Genomic DNA, 23,851 nt, shown 5'->3' with positions numbered 1-23,851 from the left:
ATATGCATACACCGCTAACCACCTGTGGGAACGGGCTTGCTCGCGAAGAGGCCGTGTCAGCCAACACCATTCGCGACTGGCACGCCGCCTTCGTGAACCAGCCCACTCCCACAGACGCACAGCGGTCAGCCATGCAACCCGACAACGGAGGTCACCCATGGCCCGTGATTCCCTGCTCAGCCTGCCGCTGCCCGCGCCGCCGATCAAACGTCGGCGGGCGTGGCCAAGCCTCAACCAACGCCTGTTGCCCTGGCTGCTGCCGATCAGCCTGTTCGCCCTGTGGTGGCTGGCGGCGCGCAATCAATGGATGAGCGAACAGATCCTGCCGGCGCCATCATTGGTATGGAACAGCGCTATCGAGTTGTCCCAGGGTGAATTGTGGAGTCACCTGTGGATCAGCCTGCAACGCCTGCTCTGGGGTTTGCTCGCAGGGATATCCGCTGGCGCAGTGTTGGGTGCTGCGCTGGGTTTCAGCCGGCGTCTCGAACGCTTGGCCTTTCCGACATTCGCTGGTCTGGCACAGGTGCCGACGCTGGCGTGGATTCCGCTGTTTATGGTGTTTTTCGGTATCGGCGAAGCGTTGAAACTGGTGGTGCTGATCAAAGCCATCGTGGTCCCCGTGACCCTGCACACACTGGTCGGCGTCCGTGATGCACAACCGAAACTGCGCGAAGCCGCCGCTGTGTTGCGTCTGCCTCCCTACTTGCTGATCCGCCGCCTGGTGTTGCCCGCCGCGCTGCCGGCGTTCATGGCCGGCGTTCGCCTGGCCCTGGCTGCGGGCTGGACCTCGTTGCTGGCAGTGGAGTTGCTGGCGTCCAGCGAAGGCATCGGTTACCTGATGGTCTGGGCGCGACAGCTGTTCATGCTCGACATCGTGTTCGTGTGCATCGTGGTCATCGGTGTGCTCGGTGTAGCGATGGATCGCGGCATCGGTTTTCTTGACCGCAAACTGGTGCACTGGCCGCACCCGGCGACTGCGGAAATCCGCCGTGGTCCGCGCTATGAAGGCTGGCAGCGGCTGCAACCGTGGCTGTTGCCGCTGAGTCTGCTCGGCCTCTGGCAAGTGGCGAGCGACCAGCAGTGGATCGACGCCAATATTCTGGTCAGCCCGCTGGCGGTGCTGGACACGACAAAAAACGGCCTGCTCGACGGCACGCTGATCAGCGGCATGGCCTTGAGCCTCGGCCGCACCGTTGGCGGTCTGTTGTTGGGTGGCGGGCTCGGCTTCGCCCTTGGCCTGCTGCTGGGCCTGTCGCGCACCAGCGAACGGCTGCTCGGCCCGACCCTCGCTGCTGTCCGCCAGATCGCGATTTTCGCCTGGGTGCCGCTGCTCACCGCGTGGTTCGGCCTGGGTGAACTGTCGAAGTGGGTGTTCGTTGCTCTCGCCGCGTTCTTCCCGCTGTTCATCGCCACTCAACGCAGCGTTGCCAACCTCTCGCCGCAACTCAATGAAGCTGCGCAAGTGCTGCGCCTGAGCCTCGGCCAGCGCCTGCGCCGTCTGGTGTTGCCGGGCGCGGCACCGGGGATTTTCGCCGGGCTCAGACTGAGCCTGATCTACGCCTGGCTCGGCACCATCGGCGCCGAATATTTCATGCCGTCCAACGGCGGCATCGGCAGCCAGATGATCGGCGCACAACAGTTGCTGCGCATGGACCTGATCATGGCCGGGATGCTGCTGGTCGGGCTGACGGGCGCCCTGCTCAACCTCATCGGCCAACGCCTGGAAATTCGCGCCACTCGCTGGAGACACGCATGAACGCACCGATTGTCAGCTTCACCCACGTAGGCAAATCCTTCGACGTCGACGGTTTCGAGCTGGAGGCGATTCGCGAATTCAATCTGGACATCGCCGAGGGCGAATTCGTCGCCATCGTCGGCTCCAGCGGTTGCGGTAAATCCACCTTGTTGCGCTTGCTGGTGGGCCTCGATACGCAATTTCGCGGACAGATCACGGTCGATGGCAAAGCCGTCAGTGGCATCGGCGGCGAGCGCGGCATCGTGTTTCAGGAGCACCGTTTGTTCCCATGGTTGACGGTGGCCGACAACATCGGCCTGGGCCTGGTCAACGAGCCACTGGCTGCCTCCGAAAAGCAGCGGCGCATCAACGATTTCATCGATCTGGTCGGCCTGCGCGACTTCACCCGCGCCTATCCACACCAGCTCTCCGGCGGCATGGCCCAGCGCGTGGCGATTGCTCGCGGGCTGGTCGCCAGCCCACGGATTCTGCTGCTCGACGAACCCTTCGGCGCGCTCGACGCACTGACCCGCCAGCAGATGCAGGACGAGCTTCTGGCGATTCGTGCTCGCGCAAAAATCACCACGATTCTGGTCACTCACGATGTCGAGGAAGCGATCTTTCTCGCCGACCGCGTGGTGGTAATGGAGCCGCGTCCGGGACGGATCAAACAGGTGGTCGACATAGCCCTGCCGCATCCGCGTCAGCGCAGCAGTTTCGACTTCCATCAACTGCGTGAAGAGCTGCTGCACGAACTCACCAGTGACGACCATTACCAACCGAGCGTGCCGGTACAGATCCGCGATCTGCCGCTGTCGTTCATTGCCTATTGAGAGGAGCTTCATCGATGCCGCAACGACCCAATTTTCTGGTGATCCTGGCCGACGATCTCGGCTTCTCTGACCTCGGCGCCTTCGGTGGCGAAATCGCCACGCCGAACCTGGATGCCCTGGCCAGCAACGGCCTGCGTCTGACCGATTTCCACACCGCGCCAACCTGTTCACCAACCCGCTCGATGCTGTTGACCGGCACCGATCACCACATCGCCGGCATCGGTACCATGGCCGAGACCCTGACCCCGGAACTGATTGGCAAACCGGGTTACGAGGGTTACTTGAATGACCGCGTGGTCGCCCTGCCCGAGCTGCTGCGCGAGGCCGGTTACCAGACGTTGATGAGCGGCAAATGGCACTTGGGCCTGAAGGCCGAACAGGCGCCGCAGGCCCGTGGTTTCGAGCGTTCGTTCTCGTTGCTGCCGGGGGCGGCCAACCACTACGGTTTCGAGCCGACTTACGATGAGCACACCCCGGGCCTGCTGAAGTCGACCCCGGCGCTGTACATCGAAGACGACACATTCCTCGACGAATTGCCCAAGGATTTCTATTCGTCCGATGCCTTCGGCGACAAGCTGCTGCAGTACCTCAAGGAGCGCGATCAGAGCCGGCCGTTCTTCGCCTATCTGCCCTTCTCCGCACCGCACTGGCCGTTGCAGGCGCCGGCTGACATCGTCGAAAAATACCGTGGCCGCTACGACTCAGGTCCCGAGGCGCTGCGCCTGGAACGCCTGGAAAAACTCAAGGCGCTGGGGCTGATCGAAGCAGACGTCGAACCGCACCCGCTGATCCAGCTCAGCGCGCAATGGGATACGTTGAGCGCTGAGCAAAAGCAGATTTCCGCGCGGGCGATGGAGGTCTACGCGGCGATGGTCGAGCGCATGGACTGGAACATCGGCCGGGTGGTCGATTACCTGCGCCAGCAGGGGCAGCTCGACAACACCTTCATCCTGTTCATGTCCGACAACGGAGCCGAAGGCGCGCTGCTGGAAGCCTTCCCCAAGTTCGGCCCGGAGTTGATGACCTATCTGAACCAGCACTACGACAACAGCCTGGACAACATCGGCCGGGCCAATTCCTACGTCTGGTACGGGCCGAACTGGGCGCAGGTGGCCACCGCGCCGTCACGGCTGTTCAAGGCGTTTACCACCGAGGGCGGGATTCGTGTGCCGGCGCTGCTGCACTACCCGCAACTGCCGATCAAAGGGCAGATCAGCCATGGCTTCGGCACGGTGATGGACATTACCCCGACCATTCTCGACCTGGCCGGCGTGCGCCACCCGGGCAAGCAATGGCACGGCAAACCGGTGGCGCCGTTGCGCGGCAAATCGTGGCTGGGCTTTTTGTCCGGCGAGACGACGCAGGTGCATGACGAACACACCGTGACTGGCTGGGAGTTGTTCGGGCGGCGGGCGATTCGCCAAGGGTCGTGGAAAGCGGTGTGGATCCCCGGGCCGGTGGGGCCGGCGACCTGGCAGCTTTATGATCTGGCGAGTGATCCGGGGGAGATTCATGATCTGGCGTTGAGTCAGCCTGATCGGCTCAGCAGCTTGATCGGGCATTGGCAGCAGTATGTGGAGGAGACCGGGGTGATTCTCAGTGCTTCGCCGTTTCAGCCGGATTGAGGTTGCCTGATCTGACGCCTTCGCGAGCAAGCCCGCTCCCACAGTTGAAATGCGTTCCCCTGTTGGAGGAGACCGGGGTGATTCTCGGTGCTTCGCCGTTTCAGCTGGATTGAGGTTGCCTGATCTGACGCCTTCGCGAGCAAGCCCGCTCCCACAGTTGGAATGCGTTCCCCTGTGGGAGCGGGCTTGCTCGCGAAGAGGCCCGTAAACTCACCCATCAAGCCCGGGCAGTGCGCACCTCTTCCTGCACCACTTCATCCCGACGAACAAACCGGTTTGCCCGCCCAAACGTGCCGAAATCATTGAACCGCACCCCCATCTCACGCATCACTTTATGCGCCACCGGCACCGTCATCTGGCGAATGTAGAACGGTTCCTTGACCACGAAATGGTGAATCCCGTGGCTGCTGCCGAAGTTGAAGCAGAACGCCTGCAACGGCCACAACCACCACGGATTCAGCACCTGACATTGCTGCAGCACATTGCCTGGCTCGACATCACCGTAGTAATGCATGTTCGAGCTGATGAAGTGCAGGCAAAACGTGCGCAGTACGTTCGGGCCGATGATCACCACTGCCGCAATGTCGATCACCTGCATGACCGACTGCGTGGTCGCCGACCATTCAATCGGCGACCCCATGAGGTAGGCGACCCCATTCGCCGCGTGGAAGCCGAGAAACACGTACCACGCGCCCCAATGCACCAGCGCCAGCGGCGCGTAGACCTTCAGCGAGCGTTTGATGATGCTGATTTTGTGCGCCCAGGTTTTCGCCCGCAGCATGCGGATGAACGCCGACATCACGTTGTCACCGACCATCAGCAACCGGGCAAAGCCCCACGGTTCGCCGTTGGTGATCGCCCGTTCCTCCATGTCGGTTTCGGTGCCGGAAACCTTGTGGTGGTTGAGGTGCAAGTGCCGGCGAATCCACGGATTGATCGTACTCGGCCGCGCCAGCCACACCAGGCCCATCATCAGGTTGTGCGGCACGCGCTGTTTGCGGAAATACATGCTGTGGATCAGGTCGTGTTCCAGCTCATGGGTCAACGAGGCAAAAAACGCGTTGAGCAGCAGGCATACCCACCACGCCATGTGGCCAGTGATGTACAGCGCCGCCGAACCGATCATCCCGGCCAGGGCAAAGGCCAGAATCCCCGCACCCAGCGCATCCTGATGCTGCAGGATCGGGTAGCGCTCACGCAGTTCAACGCCCTTGGCCAGCACCACTTCGCGAATATGCGCTGATCGCTGGGCAGCATTGTGTCGCTGGGGGCTTGCAGAAGTACGGTCCATGCTTCCATCCTCTGGTTATCGATGTTCGCATCCTGCGCTGTGCAGTTGCAGAACACGCTAGCCGAGAACGCCAACCTGTTGACCGGAAGCGCCAATCAGCATGAAGGAACCGACCTCCCTCGCCAGCTGGACCCGTGCCTTGCGCAAGCAACTCGATGCGCTGGGGCTGGACAGCATTGCCCTGTGCCAACAGGCCGGCCTCGACCCGCAGCTGATGGACGATCCGAACGCGCGCTATCCGCTGTCCGGCACCACGCGCCTGTGGGAGCTGGCGGTGCAGACCAGCGGCGATCCGGCAATCGGCCTGCGGGTCTCGCGGTTCGTCAGCCCGACCACGTTCCATGCGCTCGGTTATGCGCTGGTGGCCAGCGGCAGCCTGCGCGAGGTGTTCGAGCGCATCGTGCGTTATCACCCGGTGGTCAGCGATGCGCTGGAGCTGGAACTGAGCCGCAGCGATGACCGCTATCTGTTTCGGCTGAACATTCCGTCAGGCAATCCGGCGCCGGCCTTCGAGGCCATCGATGCGTTTGCCGCAATCTACGTGCGCACCTGCCGCAATCGCCTGGGCCGTGACTACGCGCCGCTGGCGGTGTACTTGCGCCGTCCGGAGCCGGGCGATGCGCATCAATGGCACAAGGTATTTCGCGCGCCGGTGCACTTCAGCGCCGCCGAGGATCGTCTGGAGTTCGCCCTCGCCGACTTCGACAGCCACCTCGACGACGCTAACCCGGAACTGGCCGAACACAATGAAGCGGTGCTCAAGCGCACCCTGGCCCAGCTCAAGCCGCTGACCTGGGAACGCAAGGTGCGCGACGCCATCGAAGAACAACTGCCCGAGGGCGAGCCCAGTGCCGAGCGCATCGCCCAGGCGCTGCACCTGAGCCTGCGCAGTTTGCAAAGGCATCTGGCGGATGAAGGGTGTCGCTTCGACACGCTGCTCAACGAGAGCCGCGAGAATCTGGCGTTGCTGCACCTGCGCGATCCGCAGTGTTCGTTGAGTGAAGTGAGTTATCTGCTGGGGTTTGCTGACACCAGCAGCTTCAGTCGGGCGTTCAAGCGCTGGACGGGGATGACGCCGGGGCAGTTTCGCGATCAGTTACGTTGATTGATCCGGAATTTGTGCTGAATCGACTGGCCTCTTCGCGGGCAAGCCCGGCTCCCACAGTGACCGTGTCGTACACAAAATTCATATACGCCAGATAAACCTGTAGGAGTGAGCCTGCTGGCGATAGCAATCTGTCAGTTAAGCAATTTTTGACTGACACACCGCTATCGCCAGCAGGCTCACTCCTACAATGGATCGGTGTGAATTTTAGAGTGTGGCGAGAGCTCGCAATCGCTCGGCATCGAGGATCTCGATCTCGCCGTAACCCAGCCCGATGATCCCCTGCCCCTGCAAATCCTTGAGGATCTGGTTGGTGGTCTGGCGTGACAGCGACAGCATCGACGCCAGCTGTTCCTGAGGCAGTTGCAGCACCCGACGCGGCGGGTCGATCTCGCCGTAGCCTTCGGCAATCATCAGCAGGCGATGGGCCAGGCGCGCCGGGGCCGGCAGCAAACTGAGCTGTTCGAGGTTGATGAAGGTCAAGCGCAATTTCTGGCTCATCAGCAGCGCCAGATGCCGCCAATAAAGCGGGTGCTCGTCGAGGATTTTCAGAAGCGTGTTTTGCGCAATGTTCAGCAGGGTGCACGGCCCGACGGCGTAGGCGTCATGGGTGCGCGGCTGGCCGTCGAACAGGCAGATCTCGCCGAACCAGTGCGGCGCTTCCACCAGGCTCAACAACGCCTCCTTGCCCTGCTCACTTACTGCACCGATACGGATCGCGCCGTCGAGCACCGCGTACAAACCGCACGGCGCATCACCGCGCTGAAACAGCCGCTGCCCCGCGGTCAGCCGGCGTTCCCGGGCCGCCGTCAGCAGACTATCCTGAAAGGATGCAGGCAGATGACTGAACCATTGCCCGGTCATCAGCTGTGAACGCTTATCCATGAACACTCCAAATTGTCGCCTGCCTGACAGAGCTAATGCCGAACCCTGGGCATGCTGCTCTCACCCTACAGGAGGAACAACAATGAAAAGCCTCGTCGATCATTTGAGTCAATACGCCGCGTATCACCGTGACCCGCGCAACATCGCCAGCCACTTTATCGGCATTCCGCTGATCGTGGTGGCGGTGGCAGTGTTGTTGTCGCGACCAGAATGGTCACTGGGCGGCTTGTGGCTATCGCCGGCGGTGCTGCTGGCACTGGCCTCGGCGTGGTTCTACCTGCGCCTGGAAGTGAAACTCGGCGTGTTGATGACGGTGCTGATGGGCCTGTCGGTCTGGGCCGGGCACACGCTGGCGCAGCAGAGCACCACGGTCTGGCTGAGCAGCGGTCTGGCGATGTTTGTGATTGGCTGGGTAATCCAGTTTGTCGGGCACCACTACGAGGGGCGCAAACCGGCGTTTGTCGATGACGTGAGCGGGCTGATCGTCGGGCCGCTGTTTGTGGTGGCGGAAGTGGCCTTCCTGCTCGGCATGCGCCATGAGTTGAAAGAGCAGATCGAGGCGCGGGCGGGTGTGGTGCGGGTCAATCCGAATCGTGCAGCCGTGTAGACCGCTTTCGCGAGCAAGCCCGCTCCCACAATGGAATGCATTCCAAAGGTGGGAGCGAGCCTGCTCGCGAAGCTTTTGATCTTAAAGGCTGGCGACTTTCTGCCAGACCTTCGGTTTGAAGAACAGCGTTTCACCCTTGGCCAGACCGATCAGGCTGTCATGGTCTTTCACCACTTCAGCCTCGATCAGATCCGTCTGCCCTTCCACCTTCAACGTCACCCGCGTGGTTGCGCCCAACGGGCGGATATCGCGCACTTCAGCGGCGTGGTGATCTTCCAGCTCATGTTTGGACAACGACACTTCGTGCGGGCGGAACAGCACGTGGTTGTCGTCACTGAGCAGCAAGCGGTTCGAGTCGCCGAGGAAGTGATAAACGAAATCACTGGCCGGGTTTTCGTAGACGTCGCCCGGTGAGCCGATCTGCTCGATCACACCCTTGTTCATCACCACGATGCGGTCAGCGACTTCCATCGCCTCTTCCTGGTCGTGGGTCACGAATACCGAGGTCAGGTTGATGTCTTCGTGCAGACGCGCGAGCCAGCGGCGCAGCTCTTTACGGACTTTGGCGTCGAGGGCGCCGAACGGCTCGTCGAGCAGCAGCACTTTCGGTTCCACCGCCAAGGCGCGAGCCAGGGCGATACGCTGACGCTGGCCGCCGGACAATTGCTCCGGGTAGCGATCCGACAGCCAGTCCAGTTGCACCATGTTCAGCAGTTCGTGGACCTTGACCGCGATCTGGCTTTCGCTCGGGCGCTGGTTTTTCGGTTTCATGCGCAGGCCGAACGCGACGTTGTCGAACACCGTCATGTGGCGGAACAGCGCGTAGTGCTGGAACACGAAACCGACGTTGCGATCACGCACGTCGTGGCCAGAGACGTCTTCACCGTGAAAGACGATGTTGCCCTGATCCGGGGTTTCCAGACCGGCAATAATGCGCAGCAAGGTGGTTTTGCCGCAGCCCGACGGACCGAGCAACGCGACCAGCTCACCGCTGTGGATGTCCAGGCTGATGTTGTCCAGCGCCTTGAACGCATTGAAATTCTTGCTGACGTTACGCACTTCGATCGACATGAATTATTCCTCCGCGGCGCTGGCGCGCAGGCGGTTGATACGGTTTTCGCTCCACTGCTTGAGCAGCAGGATGAAGAGCGCCAGGATCAGCAACAGGCTCGCCACGGCGAACGCGGCCACGTGGTTGTATTCGTTGTAGAGGATCTCGACGTGCAGCGGCAAGGTGTTGGTCACCCCGCGAATGTGCCCGGAGACCACCGACACCGCACCAAACTCACCCATGGCCCGCGCGGTGCACAGCACCACGCCATAGATCAGGCCCCACTTGATGTTGGGGACGGTGACGTGCCAGAACATCTGCCAGCCGTTGGCGCCGAGCAGACGCGCGGCTTCCTCTTCCTGCGTACCTTGCTCCTGCATCAGCGGGATCAGTTCGCGCGCCACGAACGGCACGGTGACGAAGATCGTCGCCAGCACAATGCCAGGCAGGGCGAAAACGATCTGGATGTCGTGATCCTGCAGCCACGGCCCGAACAGGCCCTGGGCACCGAACATCAGCACGTAGACCAGACCTGCGATCACCGGCGATACCGAGAACGGCAGGTCGATCAGCGTTACCAGCATGCTCTTGCCGCGGAACGAATATTTGCTCACGCACCACGCGGCGCTGACCCCGAACACCAGGTTCAGCGGCACCGAAATCAGCACGGCAAACACGGTGAGTTTCAGCGCCGACAGCGCATCCGGCTCAAAGATCGCGGTGAAGAACGCACCGAGGCCGTTTTTCAAACCCTGCGACACCACGATGAACAGCGGCAGCAGCAGAAACAGGAAAAAGATCAGCCAGCCAAGACCGATCAGGACTCTGCGCGAAGTGGCACTGCCACGGCGCGCAGCGTTGGCCGAGGACGCGGCCGCAATAGACGATTGGGACATGGTTCGCGCCTCCTTATGGGGTTTCGATGCGCCGCTGCAGCAAGTTGATCAGCAGCAACAGAACGAAGGAAACCACCAGCATCAGCACGCCGATGGAAGTGGCGCCGGTGTAATCGTATTGGTCGAGCTTGACCATGATCAGCAGCGGCAGGATCTCGGTTTTCATCGGCATGTTGCCGGCAATGAAAATCACCGAACCGTACTCGCCGACACCCCGCGCGAACGCCAGGGCAAAACCGGTCAGCCAGGCGGGCAGCAGCGCTGGCAGCAGGATGTGGCGGAACACCTGCAGTGGCTTCGCCCCGAGGCAGGCGGCGGCTTCTTCGACTTCACGCGGGATGTCGGCCAGTACCGGCTGCACCGTGCGCACCACGAACGGCAGCGTGACGAAAGTCAGCGCCAGGGTGATGCCCAACGGGGTGTAGGCGATTTTGAAACCGAGGTCGGCGGCGAACTGCCCGACCAGGCCGGTCGGGGTGTACAGCGCGGTCAGCGCAATACCGGCCACGGCCGTCGGCAGGGCGAACGGCAGATCGATCATCGCGTCGATCACCTTGCGCCCGGGGAAGGTGTAGCGCACCAGCACCCAGGCCAGCAGCGTACCGATGATGCCGTTGATGATTGCCGCACACAGTGCGGTGCCGAAACTCAGCTTCAGAGCGGCCAGCACGCGCGGGGCGGAGATGATCGTCCAGAACTGATCCCAGGTGAGTTGGGCGGCGTGGACGAACATCGCCGCCAGCGGGATGAGCACAATCAGGCTGAGGTACACCAAGGTGTAACCCAGCGTCAGCCCGAAGCCGGGTATGACGGGGGAGATACGACGCGACATAAAAGTCCCTGGTTAAAAACGCATCAATGTGGGAGCGGGCTTGCTCGCGAATGGGCCCTATCATTCAACATTTATGCCGTCTGACACACCGTCTTCGCGAGCAAGCCCGCTCCCACATGTTTTGTGCCTGAACATCAGGCTCGTTTCATTTGAGATTACTGCGCCTGATAGATCTGGTCGAACACGCCACCGTCGTTGAAGAATTTCGGCTGCGCGGATTTCCAGCCGCCGAAGTCCTTGTCGATGGTCACCAGTTCCAGTTTCGGGAACTGCTGGGCGTACTTCGCCGCCACGTCCTTGTCACGCGGGCGGTAGAAGTTCTTCGCGGCGATCTCCTGACCGGCCGGGCTATACAGGTGCTTCAGATAGGCTTCGGCGATCTGCTCGTTGCCCTTCTTCTCGGCATTCTTGTCGACCACAGCCACTGGCGGTTCGGCGAGGATCGACAGCGACGGCACAACGATGTCGAACTTGTCGGCGCCGCCTTCTTCTTTCAGCGCCAGGAACGCTTCGTTTTCCCAGGCCAGCAACACGTCACCCTGACCGTTGTTGACGAAGGTGATGGTCGAGCCACGGGCACCGGTGTCCAGTACCGGAACGTGCTTGAACAGGGTCTGTACGTACTCTTTGGCTTTTTCTTCGCTGCCGCCGTTGGCTTTCAGGCCATAGGCCCACGCGGCGAGGAAGTTCCAGCGCGCACCACCGGATGTTTTCGGGTTCGGGGTGATCACCGAGACGTCGTTCTTGACCAGGTCACCCCAGTCCTTGATGCCTTTCGGGTTGCCCTTGCGCACCAGGAACACGATGGTCGAGGTGTATGGGGTGCTGGCGTCCGGCAGACGCTTCTGCCAGTCGGCCGGCAGGGTCTTGCCGAGTTTGGCGATTTCGTCGATGTCGCCGGCCAGCGCCAGCGTCACGACGTCGGCCCGCAGACCGTCGATTACCGCGCGACCCTGCTTGCCCGAACCGCCGTGGGACTGCTGGATTTTCACGGTATCGCCGGCATGGTCCTGCTGCCAGAACTTGATGAATTCGGCGTTGTAGTCCTGATACAGCTCACGGGTCGGGTCATACGACACGTTGAGCAGTTCGTAATCCTTGGCAACCGCGGAACCGGCAAACACAGCACTGGCCAGGGCGGCCAAAGCGTAACGGCGAATCGACGACATGGTGAAAGCTCCTGGAATTCTGGGTGGTGGCTTTTTCTTATGTGTTGCTGGAGTCGGGTTGCTCATTCAAAGATCGCCGCCTGCGACAGCTCTTGCGCACAGCCCCCCTGCAGAAGCTGGCGCAGGCTGCGATCTTTTTCAGCTCGGTTTGTTGCCCGGCTGCTGCAAACGGAATTTCTCTTTGCGTTCGATCTGTACGACCTGGGCGTTGTGCACAGTGATCTCCACCGCGCCGAAACGCAGATCGCGCAGGGCGCTCTGGATTTCACGCAAGATGGTGGTTTCGTCCTGACCGTCAACGCTGCGAAGGGATGCGCTCATGGTGCTGCTCCTTTGAATGGGATATGCCTGGCAGTGGGCGGCACTGCGTTCGGCGTGGGAGCAATATAAGAGAGGCGCAGATATTCTTAAAAAGACTATTTAAGAATGTTTATATAACTAGAAAACATTATCTGGCGGGGCAAGGGTTTGCGCAGATTCGGGACCGACAGATAACCCTGTGGTGAGGGGATTTATCCCCGCTGGACTGCGCAGCAGTCCCAAAATTTTCAGAGTCGATTCGCAACCCAATGGGGATAAATCCCCTCGCCACAGGTTTTGTACTCACCACAGATACTGGATTCAGCCGATAACAGGAGCCTTCGCCCAATCAATATCCCCCGCCGGCACCGGCCGCCCAAACCAGTAGCCCTGGCCCAGATCACATTCCTGATCCAGCAGAAACGCCGCCTGCTCGGCCTGCTCGATGCCTTCGGCGTGCACCTGCATGCCCATGCTGCGGGCCAGCGCGATGATCACGCGAACGATCGCCACATCGTCCTCGTCAGACGGCAGCCCGGCGACAAAACCCTGATCGATCTTGAGCTTCTGCACCGGCAGGCGCTTGAGCCGCAAGAGTGATGAATAGCCGGTGCCAAAATCGTCGATGGCCAGGCGAATGCCCAACTCGCGCAACCGATGCATTTGCTCAAGCGCCACTTCCGGGTCGTCCATCACCGCACTTTCGGTGACTTCCAGCTCCAGACAGGCCGGATCCAGCCCGGTCTCGTGCAGCACCTGCGCCACCTGCTGATACAGCTCGCGCCGGGCAAACAGCCGCGACGAGACGTTCACCGCGACGAACGACAGGACAATCCCGGCCTGCTGCCATCGGCACATCTGCGAACACGCCTGGCGCATGACCCAGGCGTCGATTTCGGCAATCAGCCCGGTGCGCTCGGCAATCGGAATGAATTCCGCCGGCGACACCAGCCCCCGCTGCGGATGCTGCCAGCGCACCAGCGCTTCGACACCGATCAGGCGACGGGTACTCAGATCGTGAACCGGCTGGTAATAGACGCGCAGTTCCTGCTGCTCCAGCGCGCGTCGCAGTTCGAAAGCGATCTCGACCCGTTGCTGCGCATGGGCGGTCAGTTCTTCGGTGTACAACGCATAACCGTTGCGCCCGCTGCTCTTGGCCTTGAACAGCGCGGCGTCGGCATTGCGCAACAGTTGGTCGGCACTCAGCGCGTCGCTGGGGAACAGGCTGATGCCGATACTGGCGTTGATGAACAGCTCGTGCCGGTCGATGCCGAACGGCTCCTTCAGCGCATCGAGAATGCGCTGGGCCAGCGCCGCAGCCTGCACCAGTTGTGGACAACTTTCCGCCAGCACCGCGAACTCGTCACCGCCGAGCCGCGCCAGGGTAATCCCGGGGCCGAACAGGTCCTGCAGGCGCGCCGCTACCGCTTTGAGCAAACAGTCGCCGACGTTGTGCCCGAGGCTGTCGTTGATCATCTTGAAGTGATCGAGATCGATCATCAGCAAGGCGCAGCCGCGCTTGTGAATCTGCGCCGAGGCCAGCGCCTGCTCGGCGCGGTCGCTGAACAGCAGGCGGTTGGGCAGGTCGGTCAAGGGATCGTGGTGGGCGAGGTGCTTGAGTTCGTGTTCGGAGTCCTTGATCGCACTGATGTCGGAAAACACCGCCACATAGTGACTGAGGCGATCCTGGTCGTCGTGAATGACGCGGATGGTCTGCCACTGTGGATAAATTTCACCGCCCTTGCGCCGGTTCCAGATTTCCCCGCTCCACTCGCCGTGGGCCTGCAGGGTGGCGAACATCGCCTGATAGAAGCCCGGTGGATGGTGGCCGGACTTGAACAGGCTCGGCTGATGGCCGAGGACTTCTTCGCGCTGGTAGCCCGTGATCTCCATGAACGCACGGTTGACGTGCACGATCAGGCCCTCGCGATTGGTGACCAGCACCCCTTCGCGGGTGCAATCGAACACCGCTGCCGCCTGGCGCAGGCGCTCACGGTCGGCCTGACGCTCGCGCAACCGCGCACCAATGCCGAGAAACTCACACAGACGCACGCGCGCCAGAAAGATCAACCCGGCACTCAGCGCCGCCCAGACGTAACCGTTGATCAGTTGCCATCGCAGTTGATCGACGGACTCATCGAAGAAATTGTTTAATAAATAACCAGTCCCTTGCAGCCAAGCGGCCGCAAGCACGAGATAAAGCAGCGCTGCACGCAAGGCATCGCGATATGTGGCAGACATTCGGCTGTCCATGTCCCTACAAAAAGGTTGGAATTATAGGTCAAGAAACATCCAGCGACTCTTATCTGAAAGGGCGACTGGTTTTATCTGTGTGCTTGGTGATAATGCAACGGCTGTTTTTTTCTTTTTCGAGGGCCCTATAGCCTATGTGGTACGAAGGTTTTCTTGGCTTGTCGGCCTGGTCACTGGTCGCGGTCACCCTGCTGATGACCCACGTGACAATTGTCGCCGTCACGGTCTATCTGCACCGTTACTCGGCCCATCGCTCGCTTGAACTGAACGCTGGCCTGAAACACTTTTTCCGCTTCTGGCTGTGGCTGACCACGGCGCAGAACACCCGCGAGTGGACCGCCATCCACCGTAAACACCACGCCAAATGCGAAACCGAAGATGACCCGCACAGTCCGGTCATCAAGGGCCTGTCCACCGTGCTGCGCAAAGGCGCCGAGCTGTATCGCGCCGAAGCCGAGAACCCGGAGACCCTGCGCATCTACGGCAAGAACTGCCCCGAAGACTGGATCGAGCGCAATCTCTACAGCCGCTATCCGCTGCTGGGCGTGGCGATCATGGGCGTCATCGACCTGCTGCTGTTCGGCACCATCGGCATCACCATCTGGGCGATCCAGATGATGTGGATCCCGGTCTGGGCTGCCGGCGTGGTCAACGGTCTGGGGCATGCCATCGGCTACCGCAACTTCGAATGCCGCGACGCGGCGACCAATCTGGTGCCGTGGGGCATCCTGATCGGCGGCGAAGAGCTGCACAACAACCATCACACCTACCCTAACTCGGCCAAGCTCTCGGTGAAGAAGTGGGAGTTCGACCTCGGCTGGGCGTGGATCAAGGTCTTCAGCTTCCTCGGTCTGGCCAAGGTGCAGCGTGTGGCACCGATCGCCCACCGCGTCGAAGGCAAGGGCAATCTGGACATGGACACCGCCATGGCGATCCTCAACAACCGCTTCCAGATCATGGCCCAGTACCGCAAATTGGTGATCGGCCCGCTGGTCAAGCAGGAGCTGGACAAGGTCGATCATTCGGTACGCCATCAATTCCATCGGGCCAAACGCCTGCTCTCGCGGGAAACCAGCCTGCTGGAAGACCGTCATCACTTGCGCATCCAGAACATGCTCGAGCACAGCCAGGCGCTGAAGGTAATCTACGAAAAACGCCTGGCCCTGCAGCAGATCTGGGTCAAGACCAGCGCCAATGGCCACGACATGCTCGCCGCCATCAAGGAATGGGTGCACGAGGCCGAGGCCAGCGGTATCCAGTCCCTGCGGGAATTCGCTGACCAGTTGAAAACCTACTCGCTGCGTCCTGCCGCAGTTTGACCGCGGTGAATGAATCCCCTGTGGTGAGGGGATTCATCCCCGATCGGTAGCGCAGCTAGCGCAAATCTGACGACGCGTTCTCATTGATGAAACGCGTCATCCCTACCGCCCGGCGGGAGCACGCTCCCTCGCCACAAAAGCGCGGAACTTAGCACCGAAAGCCCTATCTCAAAGACACTTCGCCACCCCGGCGGGCTGTACTGTGGCCGTTGTCGAAATCGCGGCACGCCCTTTGAGATATGTGCCGATGGTCAACAACAATCAAAAAGACTCATCCCTTGCGCAGTGGCCCGAGGCCGCGCAAACCCTGATGGCGCTGATGCACGCCCAAGGCGAAGTCGCCCGGCTGAGCGAGCGCGAACAGCTGTTCAGTTCACTGCTGGTGAGCGTCAACGCGGTGCTGTGGGCGTTCAACTGGGAAACCCGTCAGGTGCTGTACGTCAGCCCCGCGTATGAGCGGATTTTCGGGCGCTCCGCAGGGCTCTTGCTCGCCGACTACAACCAGTGGCGCGACAGCATCTACCCCGACGACCTGGAATACGCCGAACGCAGTCTCGCCGAAGTCCTGCACAAGGGCGCGGTGGAGGACCGCGAATACCGGATCATCGCCGCCGACGGCCAGGTTCGCTGGCTCAGCGACAAATGCTTCATCAACCGTCAGGACGAGCCTGGGCAACCGGTGATCATTGTCGGCATCGCCGAGGACATCACCGACAAGAAGCACATGGAAACCGAGCTGCAACGCCTGGCGACCACCGACGTGCTGACCCAAAGCAGCAACCGCCGCCATTTCTTCGAATGCGCCAACCGCGAGTTCGAAGAGGCGCGCCTGCAAGGTTCGCCACTGGCCTTTCTGCTGCTGGATATCGATGACTTCAAGCTGATCAACGACAGCTACGGTCACCCCGAGGGCGACAATGTGCTGCAACGGATCGCCGAGTGCGGGCGCGGCTCGTTACGCCGGGGCGATCTATTCGGACGCATTGGCGGCGAGGAGTTCGCCGCGGTGTTCCCCGGTTGCGCACCGGACATGGCGATGCAAGTGGCCGAGCGGCTGCAGCAGGAGATTCAGCGCTTGAGTTTCAGCCATGACGGGCAGACGTTCGGCATCACCGTCAGTCAGGGCCTGACCAGCCTCAAGGAAGGCGACGACAGTCTCGACAGCCTGTTCGCCCGGGCGGATGCGGCGATGTACGAGGCCAAGCGCCAGGGCAAGAACCGGATTATCTCTGCCTGAACCCGGATTCCGATTCAACACATAACCCTGTAGGAGTGAGCCTGCTCGCGATTGGATCTGACATTCAGCATTGATGCTGACTGACAATCCGCAATCGCGAGCAGGCTCACTCCTACAGGGGTTTGGTGAAACTCCGGTTATTTACGCATCCGCATCAACTCCGGCAGCCCGATCTTCAGCAGCCGCGCCGTGCGACTCTTGCCCAGCTCCTCGACGCCCTCATGCTCGGTCAGGCGGGCCATCTGCGCCGCCATGTTCATCACCAGCGCCTCACGGGAGTAGACCCCGCCACCGAGCTGGTAGACCGACGCAATCAACTCACGCAACTCCAGCGGCAAGCGCCAGCGAGTGCGCAATGCCGAACCGTAGGCCGCGCCAAATTCCGCCAGCGCGTCGCCCACCTCTTCCCACTCATCCAGCTCTCCGCCGGCCTGTGTCCATTCCTGCAAACAACGCAGCAACGCCAGATCGCCGAGACGATGCAGCATGCCGGCGCAATAACAGCGCTCCTGATCCAGATCGAGCAGGCGCGCCAGCGTGCGCGCGTATTCGGCCGTGTGCAGCGACAGCCCCCAATAGCGTTCGGCGTAGTCCGCCAGACACGGGTCGCTGAGTTTGGCGCTGCGCTTGAGCGCCAGGCCGAGAATCAGGTTCATGCTCTGCCCGGTGCCGAGCCGATGCAGCGCTTGCCCCAAGGTCTGCACCGCCGCGCCATGATGCTGCGCTGCGCTGTTGGCCGCCGCGATCAGTACGGCGGTGATTTGCGGGTCAGTGCGGATTTCTTCTTCCAGCAGCTTCAGATCAAGGCCGCTCGGGTTCAGGCTGCGCTTCACCGCCACCTGCACATCGGTCATCAACGGCGCACCGTCGGCCTGTTCGCGGCGCCGCTCAAGGAACACCGACAGGGTCATGCCCGGCGCCAGGGTCGGCACCTCGCAGAACACCTCTTCGCCGGCATCCAGCAGCAGGCCCTGCAAGCGCTCGGTCAGGCTTTCCATGTTCAACGGTTTGGTCAGGTAGGCCGTGGGCGCCAGCGGTATGGCTTCGCGCACGCTGGCGCTGTCATTGCGGCTGCTCATCAGAATGAACGGCAGCGGCGGATTGCGTTTGCGCTGCCGCACACTGCGCAGCACGCTCAAGCCATCGATGCCCGGCAACTCCCAATCGACGATCGCCAGGTCATACGGCACTTCGCTGAGCAATGACAGGGCTTGCTGACCGTCGGCACACAGGTCCAGCCGCGCATCGCAACGGACGTTGAGCAACACTTGTTTGAGCAGGTCCCGAGACCACGGATCGGCCTCGGCAATCAGCACTCGGGGTACGGCGGGTAAATCAACGGCAGTCATGCGCGCTCTCCCTTGCAATGCCTGAACCTTAGCCAATGCTGGCCTTTCGATACAGCGTAAAAGCACTGGATGTGTTTCAAGCGGCGTAAAAAAACCCGCCGAAGCGGGTTTTTTGTCTATCCGGTCACACAGTGCGCGACTTACAGCTCCGAGAAGCACTCTTCGATGATCGCCAGGCCTTTGTCCAGTTGCTCGTCCGGCGAGGTCAGCGGTACGAGTACGCGCAGAACGTTGCCGTAGGTGCCGCAGGACAGCAGGATCAGGCCCTTGTCACGCGCCTTGGCCACAACGGACGCTACAGCGGCGGCGTTTGGCTTGTGGCTGTCGCCGTTTTCGAACAGCTCGACCGCGATCATCGCGCCCAGGGCACGCACTTCGCCGATCACCGGGTACTTGGCCTGGATGGCCTTCAAGCCGGTTACCAGACGCTCGCCGACAGCCTTGCAGCGGTCCAGCAGTTGCTCTTCTTCGAACACTTCCATCACGGCCAAGGCCGCGGCGCAAGCGATCGGGCTACCGGCGTAGGTGCCGCCCAGGCCGCCAGGGGCGATAGCGTCCATGTATTCGGCCTTGCCGCAGACACCGGCCAGCGGGAAGCCGCCCGCGATTGATTTTGCGAAGGTGGTCAGGTCGGCAGCAACGCCCATCTGTTCCATGGCGAAGAAGGTGCCGGTACGGCCAGCGCCGGTCTGCACTTCGTCAGCGATCAGCAGGATGCCGTGCTGGTCGCACAGGGCGCGCAGACGCTTCATGAATTCTTTCGGCGCGACGTAGAAACCACCTTCACCCTGCACAGGCTCGATGATGATCGCGGCGATGTCTTTCGGCTCGGCGTCGTTCTTGAAGATGCGTTCGATGGACGCGATCGAGTCGTCGATGCTCACGCCGTGCAGTTCGTTCGGGTACAGCGCGCGGAAGATGCCGCCTGGCATCAGGCCCATGCCGGCCGAGTAAGGTACGACTTTACCGGTCAGGCCCAGGGTCATCATGGTGCGACCGTGGTAAGCACCGGTGAACGCGATCACGCCGGCACGACCAGTGGCGGCACGGGCGATTTTCACGGCGTTTTCCACTGCTTCGGAACCGGTGGTCACCAGCAGGGTTTTCTTGGCGAAATCACCTGGCACCTTGACGTTGATCTTTTCGCACAGCTCAACGTACGGCTCGTAAGCCAGCACCTGGAAGCAGGTGTGAGTCAGCTTGTTCAACTGTTCGGTCACGGCCGCGATGATTTTCGGGTGCACGTGGCCGGTGTTCAGCACAGCGATACCGCCGGCGAAGTCGATGAATTCACGACCTTCGACGTCAGTCACGGTAGCGTTCTTCGCCGACTCGGCGAAGATCGGGTGAATCTGGCCAACACCACGTGGAACAGCTGCGGTACGGCGGGCCATCAGTTCAGCGTTAGTCTTGCTCATTACAGTCCTCATTCACCGCTCATCGGGCGGCGTGGCTCAAGGATTAAGCGGGAGGAATCGGCGGTGGCAGCATGCGATGATCGACTGCCACGGCGTTCCCGGCCGCAGAGAAAATTCCGGTTTGAAACGACGCAAAGGGACAGCGCTCTCGTGCCCTTTGCGTTTACAGCGATCCCTTTCTCGGCTTAGATGCCCAGGCAGAGGTATTTGATTTCCAGGTAATCCTCGATGCCGTACTTGGAGCCTTCACGGCCCAGGCCCGAGGCCTTGATGCCGCCGAACGGCGCGACTTCATTGGAGATCAGCCCGGTGTTGACGCCGACCATGCCGTATTCCAGCGCTTCAGCGACACGGAACACACGACCGAGGTCGCGAGCGTAGAAGTAGGAGGCCAGCCCGAACTCGGTGTCGTTGGACATCGCGATCACTTCGGCTTCATCTTTGAAGCGGAACAACGGCGCCAGTGGCCCAAAGGTTTCTTCCTTGGCCACCGCAGCGTTTTTCGGCACGTTGGTCAGGATGGTCGGCTCGAAAAAGTTGCCTTCCATTGGCTTGCCACCAGCCAGCACGGTGGCGCCTTTGGCTACAGCGTCAGCGATGTGCTCTTGCACCTTGGCCACGGCTTTTTCGTCGATCAGCGGGCCAGTGGTGGTGCCGTCTTCCAGACCGTTGCCGATCTTCAGTTTGGCAACTGCCACCTTCAGCTTCTCGGCGAACGCATCGTAGACCGAATCCTGAATGTACAGGCGGTTGGCGCAGACGCAGGTCTGGCCATTGTTGCGGTACTTGGAAATGATCGCGCCTTCGACGGCCTTATCCAGGTCCGCGTCGTCGAACACGATGAACGGCGCGTTGCCGCCCAGTTCCAGCGAGACTTTCTTGATGTCCTTGGCGCATTCCGACATCAGTTGACGACCGATTTCGGTCGAACCGGTGAAGGACAGCTTGCGCACGATCGGGTTGCTGGTCAGCTCGCTGCCAATGTCGCCGGCGCTGCCGGAGACCACGCTGAACACGCCTTTCGGAATGCCGGCACGCTGGGCCAGCTCAGCCAGGGCGAACGCGGAGAATGGAGTTTGCGAAGCCGGCTTGAGCACCATGGTGCAACCGGCGGCCAGCGCAGGGCCGGCTTTACGGGTGATCATCGCCGCCGGGAAGTTCCACGGGGTAATCGCGGCGGTCACGCCGATCGGCTGCTTGATCACGATCAGGCGCTTGTCCGGCTGGTGGCCTGGAATCACGTCACCGTAGATGCGCTTGGCTTCTTCGGCGAACCACTCGATGAACGAAGCGGCGTAAACGATTTCGCCCTTGGCTTCAGCCAGCGGCTTGCCCTGCTCGAGGGTCATCAGACGCGCGAGGTCGTCCTGGTTCTCGATCATCAGTTCGAACCAGCGACGCAGCTTGCCTGCACGCTCCTTGGCGGTCAGTGCACGCCAGGCCGGCAGCGCTTTATCAGCGGCTTCGATCGCGCGGCGGGTTTCAGCGGCGCCCATTTTCGGCACAGTACCGAGGATTTCGCCGGTGGCCGGGTTGTTGACCTTGATCGTCTGACCGTTGTCCGCATCGACCCAAGCGCCATCAATGAAGGCTTGCTGGCGGAACAACAGGGTGTCTTTAAGCTGCATGTCGGCTTTCCTTAACAGCACCGCGGCCTGCGCGGAGCAAAATTATGATTGTAGAAAGGCGCCTCGCAAGGCTGCCGTCAGGGAAATCAGAGACCGGGGCAAGCCCATCAATCGTGCACGATTCGAAACACGTGCGGCTCAATACCCAGTCAAAGAGCGTTTGAAATCTCAAACGGATCGTAGGATCAAAGGGGTTAAAGGACAATAGGTCGTTCGAAAAAAAGAACAAAAACGACGTGTTTGTGGAAATTTCCAGATCAACGAGCAAAAAGTCCCGGCCGCAGCCAAACCATAGAACAGCCCGGCAAAAGCGCCAAGCGAGGGTTTTGCAGAACGTTACAGCTTTAAGGAATGCAGCGATTTCTCCCGACACGCGCCCTGACAAAGCCCGCCAAAACCCAGCATGGACGCCCCGAGCCGACCTAGGTATGATGTCGCCCGCTGCACCAGTAGCTCAGCTGGATAGAGTACTGCCCTCCGAAGGCAGGGGTCGTGGGTTCGAATCCCGCCTGGTGCACCACTGATTTAAACGAGAAAGCCCCGGACTGTGATGGTCCGGGGCTTTTTTGTGGACGCTGGTTTTCCTGGCAAATGATTATCCAAGCTTAGACAGATGGGGCAGTTGTCAACTTAGAGTTGACAACTGCCCCAGTCGACGCACTAAACGTCATCGACGAAATCTTCGGAATTTGCCGCCCATGACTGAAGCATCTACCTTACTCTGCGATTCTTGCGGTGCGCTACGAGATGTAGCTCGGGAAAACTAGCAATCGCATACGAAACTCAAAAACCAAGGAGGTGATATGACCAAAATGTGGATGATCCGTGGCGAGTCTGGTCGCCTGTACGATGATTTCCGTGAGCGTGGCGTGGTCGCAATCGGATGGTCGCAGCTCGCACCGCTGGCGAAGCCCGGCATGTCGCGCAAGGAAGTAACTCGCCTCTATCAAGACGTCGAGCCCAACATCAAACCCGCCACAGCCATATCAGGTGCATCGCAGGTTTGGCGCTTCATCAACGAAATACAGCCCGGCGATTGGGTCGTTACCTACTCTCCCGCCAATCGCACCTATCTCGTCGGAAAGATCACGGGCGATTTCAAACATAACCCTGATTTGGCCGACCTCGGCATGTCACTGACACGCCCAGTGCAGTGGATAGATCAAGAAGTTGATCGCGACAGCCTCACTTCAGCGAGCAAAAACAGCCTCGGCTCAACACTTACGGTGTTCGTCGTTCCGGACTTTGCGCTCCAAGAGTTGAAAGCGATGGCAGCTGGCAACAAACCACCTGCGCTACCGCCAGTCGAAGAAGAATATCCGGACAGCGATCTTCTGGCAGGTATGGAAAGTCTGGCGCTTGAACGTATCAAGGATCTGATCAGCGCATTGCCGTGGGACGATATGCAGCACCTTGTCGCGGGGATTTTGCGAGCGATGGGTTACAAGACACAGGTGTCCCCCGCCGGTCCTGATCGCGGGAAGGACATCATCGCATCACCGGATGGATTCGGCTTTGAGAACCCACGCATCATCGTGGAGGTTAAGCACCGCAAAGAGCAGATGGGCAGTCAGCAAATCCGCAGCTTCCTGGGTGGACGGCATAAGGATGATCGCGGACTTTATGTCAGCACCGGCGGGTTCAGTAAGGACGCCTACTACGAAGCTGAGAGGGCTAATGTGCCGCTAACGCTTTGGACATTGGACAACCTCGTACGCGCATTGATTGAGCATTACGGCCAGACCGATTCGGAGACCAAGCGGTTGATACCGCTAAAGATGACGTACCTGCCTGTTGCTGTCTGACACGCTGATGTTCTAGCTCTCGAACGATACCCGACCAGAGTTTCCAAACTGGGCAATCCTCAAGTAAACCTTGACGGTTCGAGCCTCGTACTTGAGTTGGGTCAGGTAGCTTTCTTAGGTAGTTTCTGAGGTGGTTTCTTGGGTAGCCCCAAGAAAATCTTCCATTGTTTTTCTAACATCACTGTCCGACCACCCTCAGCGCACAGTAGTTTGAGGGTGGTGGAGCCCCACTGTTAACCGTCACTCCGTCGTCCAGTCAAACTCATCGTAATCGTCGTCTTCGTCATCCTCTTCCCCAACTTCCTCAAAAACCTCGTCTTCTTCCACGACGTCTTCTTCCGACTGGTTCAGCAGAAACTCCTTACGCGCTTCAGTAATCGCGCGCCGCATCTCCTCGCCCTTCTGCGGGCAGTTGAGGAGTTGGGCGATGCGGTCGATTTTTGGTGCCACGGTGTTCTCCAGCGTTCAGCCATGGCCCGATAGTGCGCGTTTTTGCCGGGCAATGCCAAATGG

At 60.7% G+C, this 23,851-nt stretch carries 20 protein-coding genes and 1 tRNA gene; 9 read left to right on the top strand and 12 right to left on the bottom strand.

The window, feature by feature from the left end:
• Nucleotides 1-157 precede the first annotated feature (157 nt).
• Genes QMK55_RS14485 through QMK55_RS14475 form a run of 3 tightly spaced genes read left to right on the top strand, consistent with a single transcriptional unit; the run spans nucleotide 158 to nucleotide 4,193 of the window.
• Nucleotides 158-1,756 (top strand): ABC transporter permease, encoded by a 1,599-nt coding sequence (locus QMK55_RS14485; RefSeq protein WP_320329422.1) that lies wholly within the window; start codon nucleotides 158-160, stop codon nucleotides 1,754-1,756.
• On the top strand, nucleotides 1,753-2,568 hold the full coding sequence (locus tag QMK55_RS14480) for an ABC transporter ATP-binding protein (RefSeq protein WP_102354726.1): 816 nt from the start codon (nucleotides 1,753-1,755) through the stop codon (nucleotides 2,566-2,568). The genes QMK55_RS14485 and QMK55_RS14480 overlap by 4 nt, the downstream gene beginning before the upstream one ends.
• A gap of 14 nt (nucleotides 2,569-2,582) precedes the next feature.
• Nucleotides 2,583-4,193: an arylsulfatase gene (locus tag QMK55_RS14475; protein ID WP_320329421.1), complete on the top strand. Its 1,611-nt coding sequence runs from the start codon at nucleotides 2,583-2,585 to the stop codon at nucleotides 4,191-4,193.
• A gap of 217 nt (nucleotides 4,194-4,410) precedes the next feature.
• On the opposite strand, the gene QMK55_RS14470 is transcribed toward QMK55_RS14475, so the two are convergent.
• Entirely contained in the window at nucleotides 4,411-5,484 is a 1,074-nt protein-coding gene (locus QMK55_RS14470; protein ID WP_320329420.1) for a fatty acid desaturase, read from the bottom strand.
• 100 nt (nucleotides 5,485-5,584) lie between these two features.
• Here QMK55_RS14470 and QMK55_RS14465 point away from each other — a divergent pair, with 100 nt between their 5' ends.
• Entirely contained in the window at nucleotides 5,585-6,589 is a 1,005-nt protein-coding gene (locus QMK55_RS14465; protein WP_102354729.1) for an AraC family transcriptional regulator, read from the top strand.
• 207 nt (nucleotides 6,590-6,796) lie between these two features.
• On the opposite strand, the gene QMK55_RS14460 is transcribed toward QMK55_RS14465, so the two are convergent.
• The gene (locus QMK55_RS14460; protein WP_102354730.1) at nucleotides 6,797-7,474 is read right to left on the bottom strand and encodes a Crp/Fnr family transcriptional regulator; all 678 of its coding nucleotides are present in this window, start codon (nucleotides 7,472-7,474) and stop codon (nucleotides 6,797-6,799) included.
• A gap of 82 nt (nucleotides 7,475-7,556) precedes the next feature.
• Between QMK55_RS14460 and QMK55_RS14455 the strand changes: the two genes are divergently transcribed.
• Nucleotides 7,557-8,081: a DUF962 domain-containing protein gene (locus QMK55_RS14455; RefSeq protein WP_103520474.1), complete on the top strand. Its 525-nt coding sequence runs from the start codon at nucleotides 7,557-7,559 to the stop codon at nucleotides 8,079-8,081.
• Nucleotides 8,082-8,162: 81 nt separating this feature from the next.
• On the opposite strand, the gene QMK55_RS14450 is transcribed toward QMK55_RS14455, so the two are convergent.
• The 6 genes from QMK55_RS14450 to dibA form a co-directional block, all read right to left on the bottom strand.
• Nucleotides 8,163-9,152 (bottom strand): sulfate/molybdate ABC transporter ATP-binding protein, encoded by a 990-nt coding sequence (locus QMK55_RS14450; protein ID WP_102354732.1) that lies wholly within the window; start codon nucleotides 9,150-9,152, stop codon nucleotides 8,163-8,165.
• A 3-nt stretch (nucleotides 9,153-9,155) separates the two neighbouring features.
• Nucleotides 9,156-10,028: a sulfate ABC transporter permease subunit CysW gene (cysW, locus tag QMK55_RS14445; RefSeq protein WP_041477435.1), complete on the bottom strand. Its 873-nt coding sequence runs from the start codon at nucleotides 10,026-10,028 to the stop codon at nucleotides 9,156-9,158.
• A gap of 13 nt (nucleotides 10,029-10,041) precedes the next feature.
• Nucleotides 10,042-10,860 (bottom strand): sulfate ABC transporter permease subunit CysT, encoded by an 819-nt coding sequence (cysT, locus tag QMK55_RS14440; protein WP_007952818.1) that lies wholly within the window; start codon nucleotides 10,858-10,860, stop codon nucleotides 10,042-10,044.
• 155 nt (nucleotides 10,861-11,015) lie between these two features.
• The gene (locus tag QMK55_RS14435) at nucleotides 11,016-12,029 is read right to left on the bottom strand and encodes a sulfate ABC transporter substrate-binding protein (protein WP_102354733.1); all 1,014 of its coding nucleotides are present in this window, start codon (nucleotides 12,027-12,029) and stop codon (nucleotides 11,016-11,018) included.
• Between the two features lie 138 nt (nucleotides 12,030-12,167).
• Complete coding sequence (gene oscA / locus QMK55_RS14430; protein ID WP_003220508.1) at nucleotides 12,168-12,350, bottom strand: sulfur starvation response protein OscA; 183 nt, start codon at nucleotides 12,348-12,350, stop codon at nucleotides 12,168-12,170.
• 300 nt (nucleotides 12,351-12,650) lie between these two features.
• On the bottom strand, nucleotides 12,651-14,570 hold the full coding sequence (dibA, locus tag QMK55_RS14425) for a phosphodiesterase DibA (RefSeq protein ID WP_320329419.1): 1,920 nt from the start codon (nucleotides 14,568-14,570) through the stop codon (nucleotides 12,651-12,653).
• Nucleotides 14,571-14,716: 146 nt separating this feature from the next.
• Between dibA and desA the strand changes: the two genes are divergently transcribed.
• A complete protein-coding gene (gene desA / locus QMK55_RS14420) occupies nucleotides 14,717-15,901 on the top strand; it encodes a delta-9 fatty acid desaturase DesA (protein WP_025113401.1) in 1,185 nt (394 codons plus the stop codon).
• 247 nt (nucleotides 15,902-16,148) lie between these two features.
• Nucleotides 16,149-17,138 carry a GGDEF domain-containing protein gene (locus QMK55_RS14415; protein ID WP_102354735.1) on the top strand — a complete coding sequence of 330 codons (990 nt, stop codon included), beginning with the start codon at nucleotides 16,149-16,151 and terminating at the stop codon, nucleotides 17,136-17,138.
• Between the two features lie 137 nt (nucleotides 17,139-17,275).
• Here QMK55_RS14415 and QMK55_RS14410 read toward each other — a convergent pair whose 3' ends face one another.
• The 3 genes from QMK55_RS14410 to gabD form a co-directional block, all read right to left on the bottom strand.
• Nucleotides 17,276-18,487 (bottom strand): response regulator, encoded by a 1,212-nt coding sequence (locus QMK55_RS14410; protein WP_320329418.1) that lies wholly within the window; start codon nucleotides 18,485-18,487, stop codon nucleotides 17,276-17,278.
• Nucleotides 18,488-18,627: 140 nt separating this feature from the next.
• Entirely contained in the window at nucleotides 18,628-19,905 is a 1,278-nt protein-coding gene (gene gabT / locus QMK55_RS14405) for a 4-aminobutyrate--2-oxoglutarate transaminase (protein ID WP_320329417.1), read from the bottom strand.
• Nucleotides 19,906-20,090: 185 nt separating this feature from the next.
• A complete protein-coding gene (gabD, locus tag QMK55_RS14400) occupies nucleotides 20,091-21,533 on the bottom strand; it encodes an NADP-dependent succinate-semialdehyde dehydrogenase (RefSeq protein ID WP_320329416.1) in 1,443 nt (480 codons plus the stop codon).
• Between the two features lie 443 nt (nucleotides 21,534-21,976).
• On the opposite strand from gabD, the gene QMK55_RS14395 reads away from it, so the two are divergent.
• Together QMK55_RS14395 and QMK55_RS14390 are read left to right on the top strand one after the other, a co-directional pair.
• A tRNA-Arg gene (locus tag QMK55_RS14395) sits at nucleotides 21,977-22,053 on the top strand.
• Nucleotides 22,054-22,336: 283 nt separating this feature from the next.
• Nucleotides 22,337-23,338, top strand: a complete 1,002-nt coding sequence (locus tag QMK55_RS14390; RefSeq protein WP_320329415.1) for a restriction endonuclease — start codon at nucleotides 22,337-22,339, stop codon at nucleotides 23,336-23,338.
• 240 nt (nucleotides 23,339-23,578) lie between these two features.
• Here the strand turns inward: QMK55_RS14390 and QMK55_RS14385 are convergent, their stop codons facing one another.
• Complete coding sequence (locus QMK55_RS14385; protein WP_320329414.1) at nucleotides 23,579-23,788, bottom strand: hypothetical protein; 210 nt, start codon at nucleotides 23,786-23,788, stop codon at nucleotides 23,579-23,581.
• Nucleotides 23,789-23,851: the final 63 nt, after the last annotated feature.

Origin of the sequence: Pseudomonas sp. P8_229 (genome assembly GCF_034008635.1) — a bacterium.
Lineage (GTDB): Bacteria > Pseudomonadota > Gammaproteobacteria > Pseudomonadales > Pseudomonadaceae > Aquipseudomonas.
Note: the sequence above shows the minus strand (reverse complement) of the source record. Positions and strands in the feature narration are given on the sequence as shown.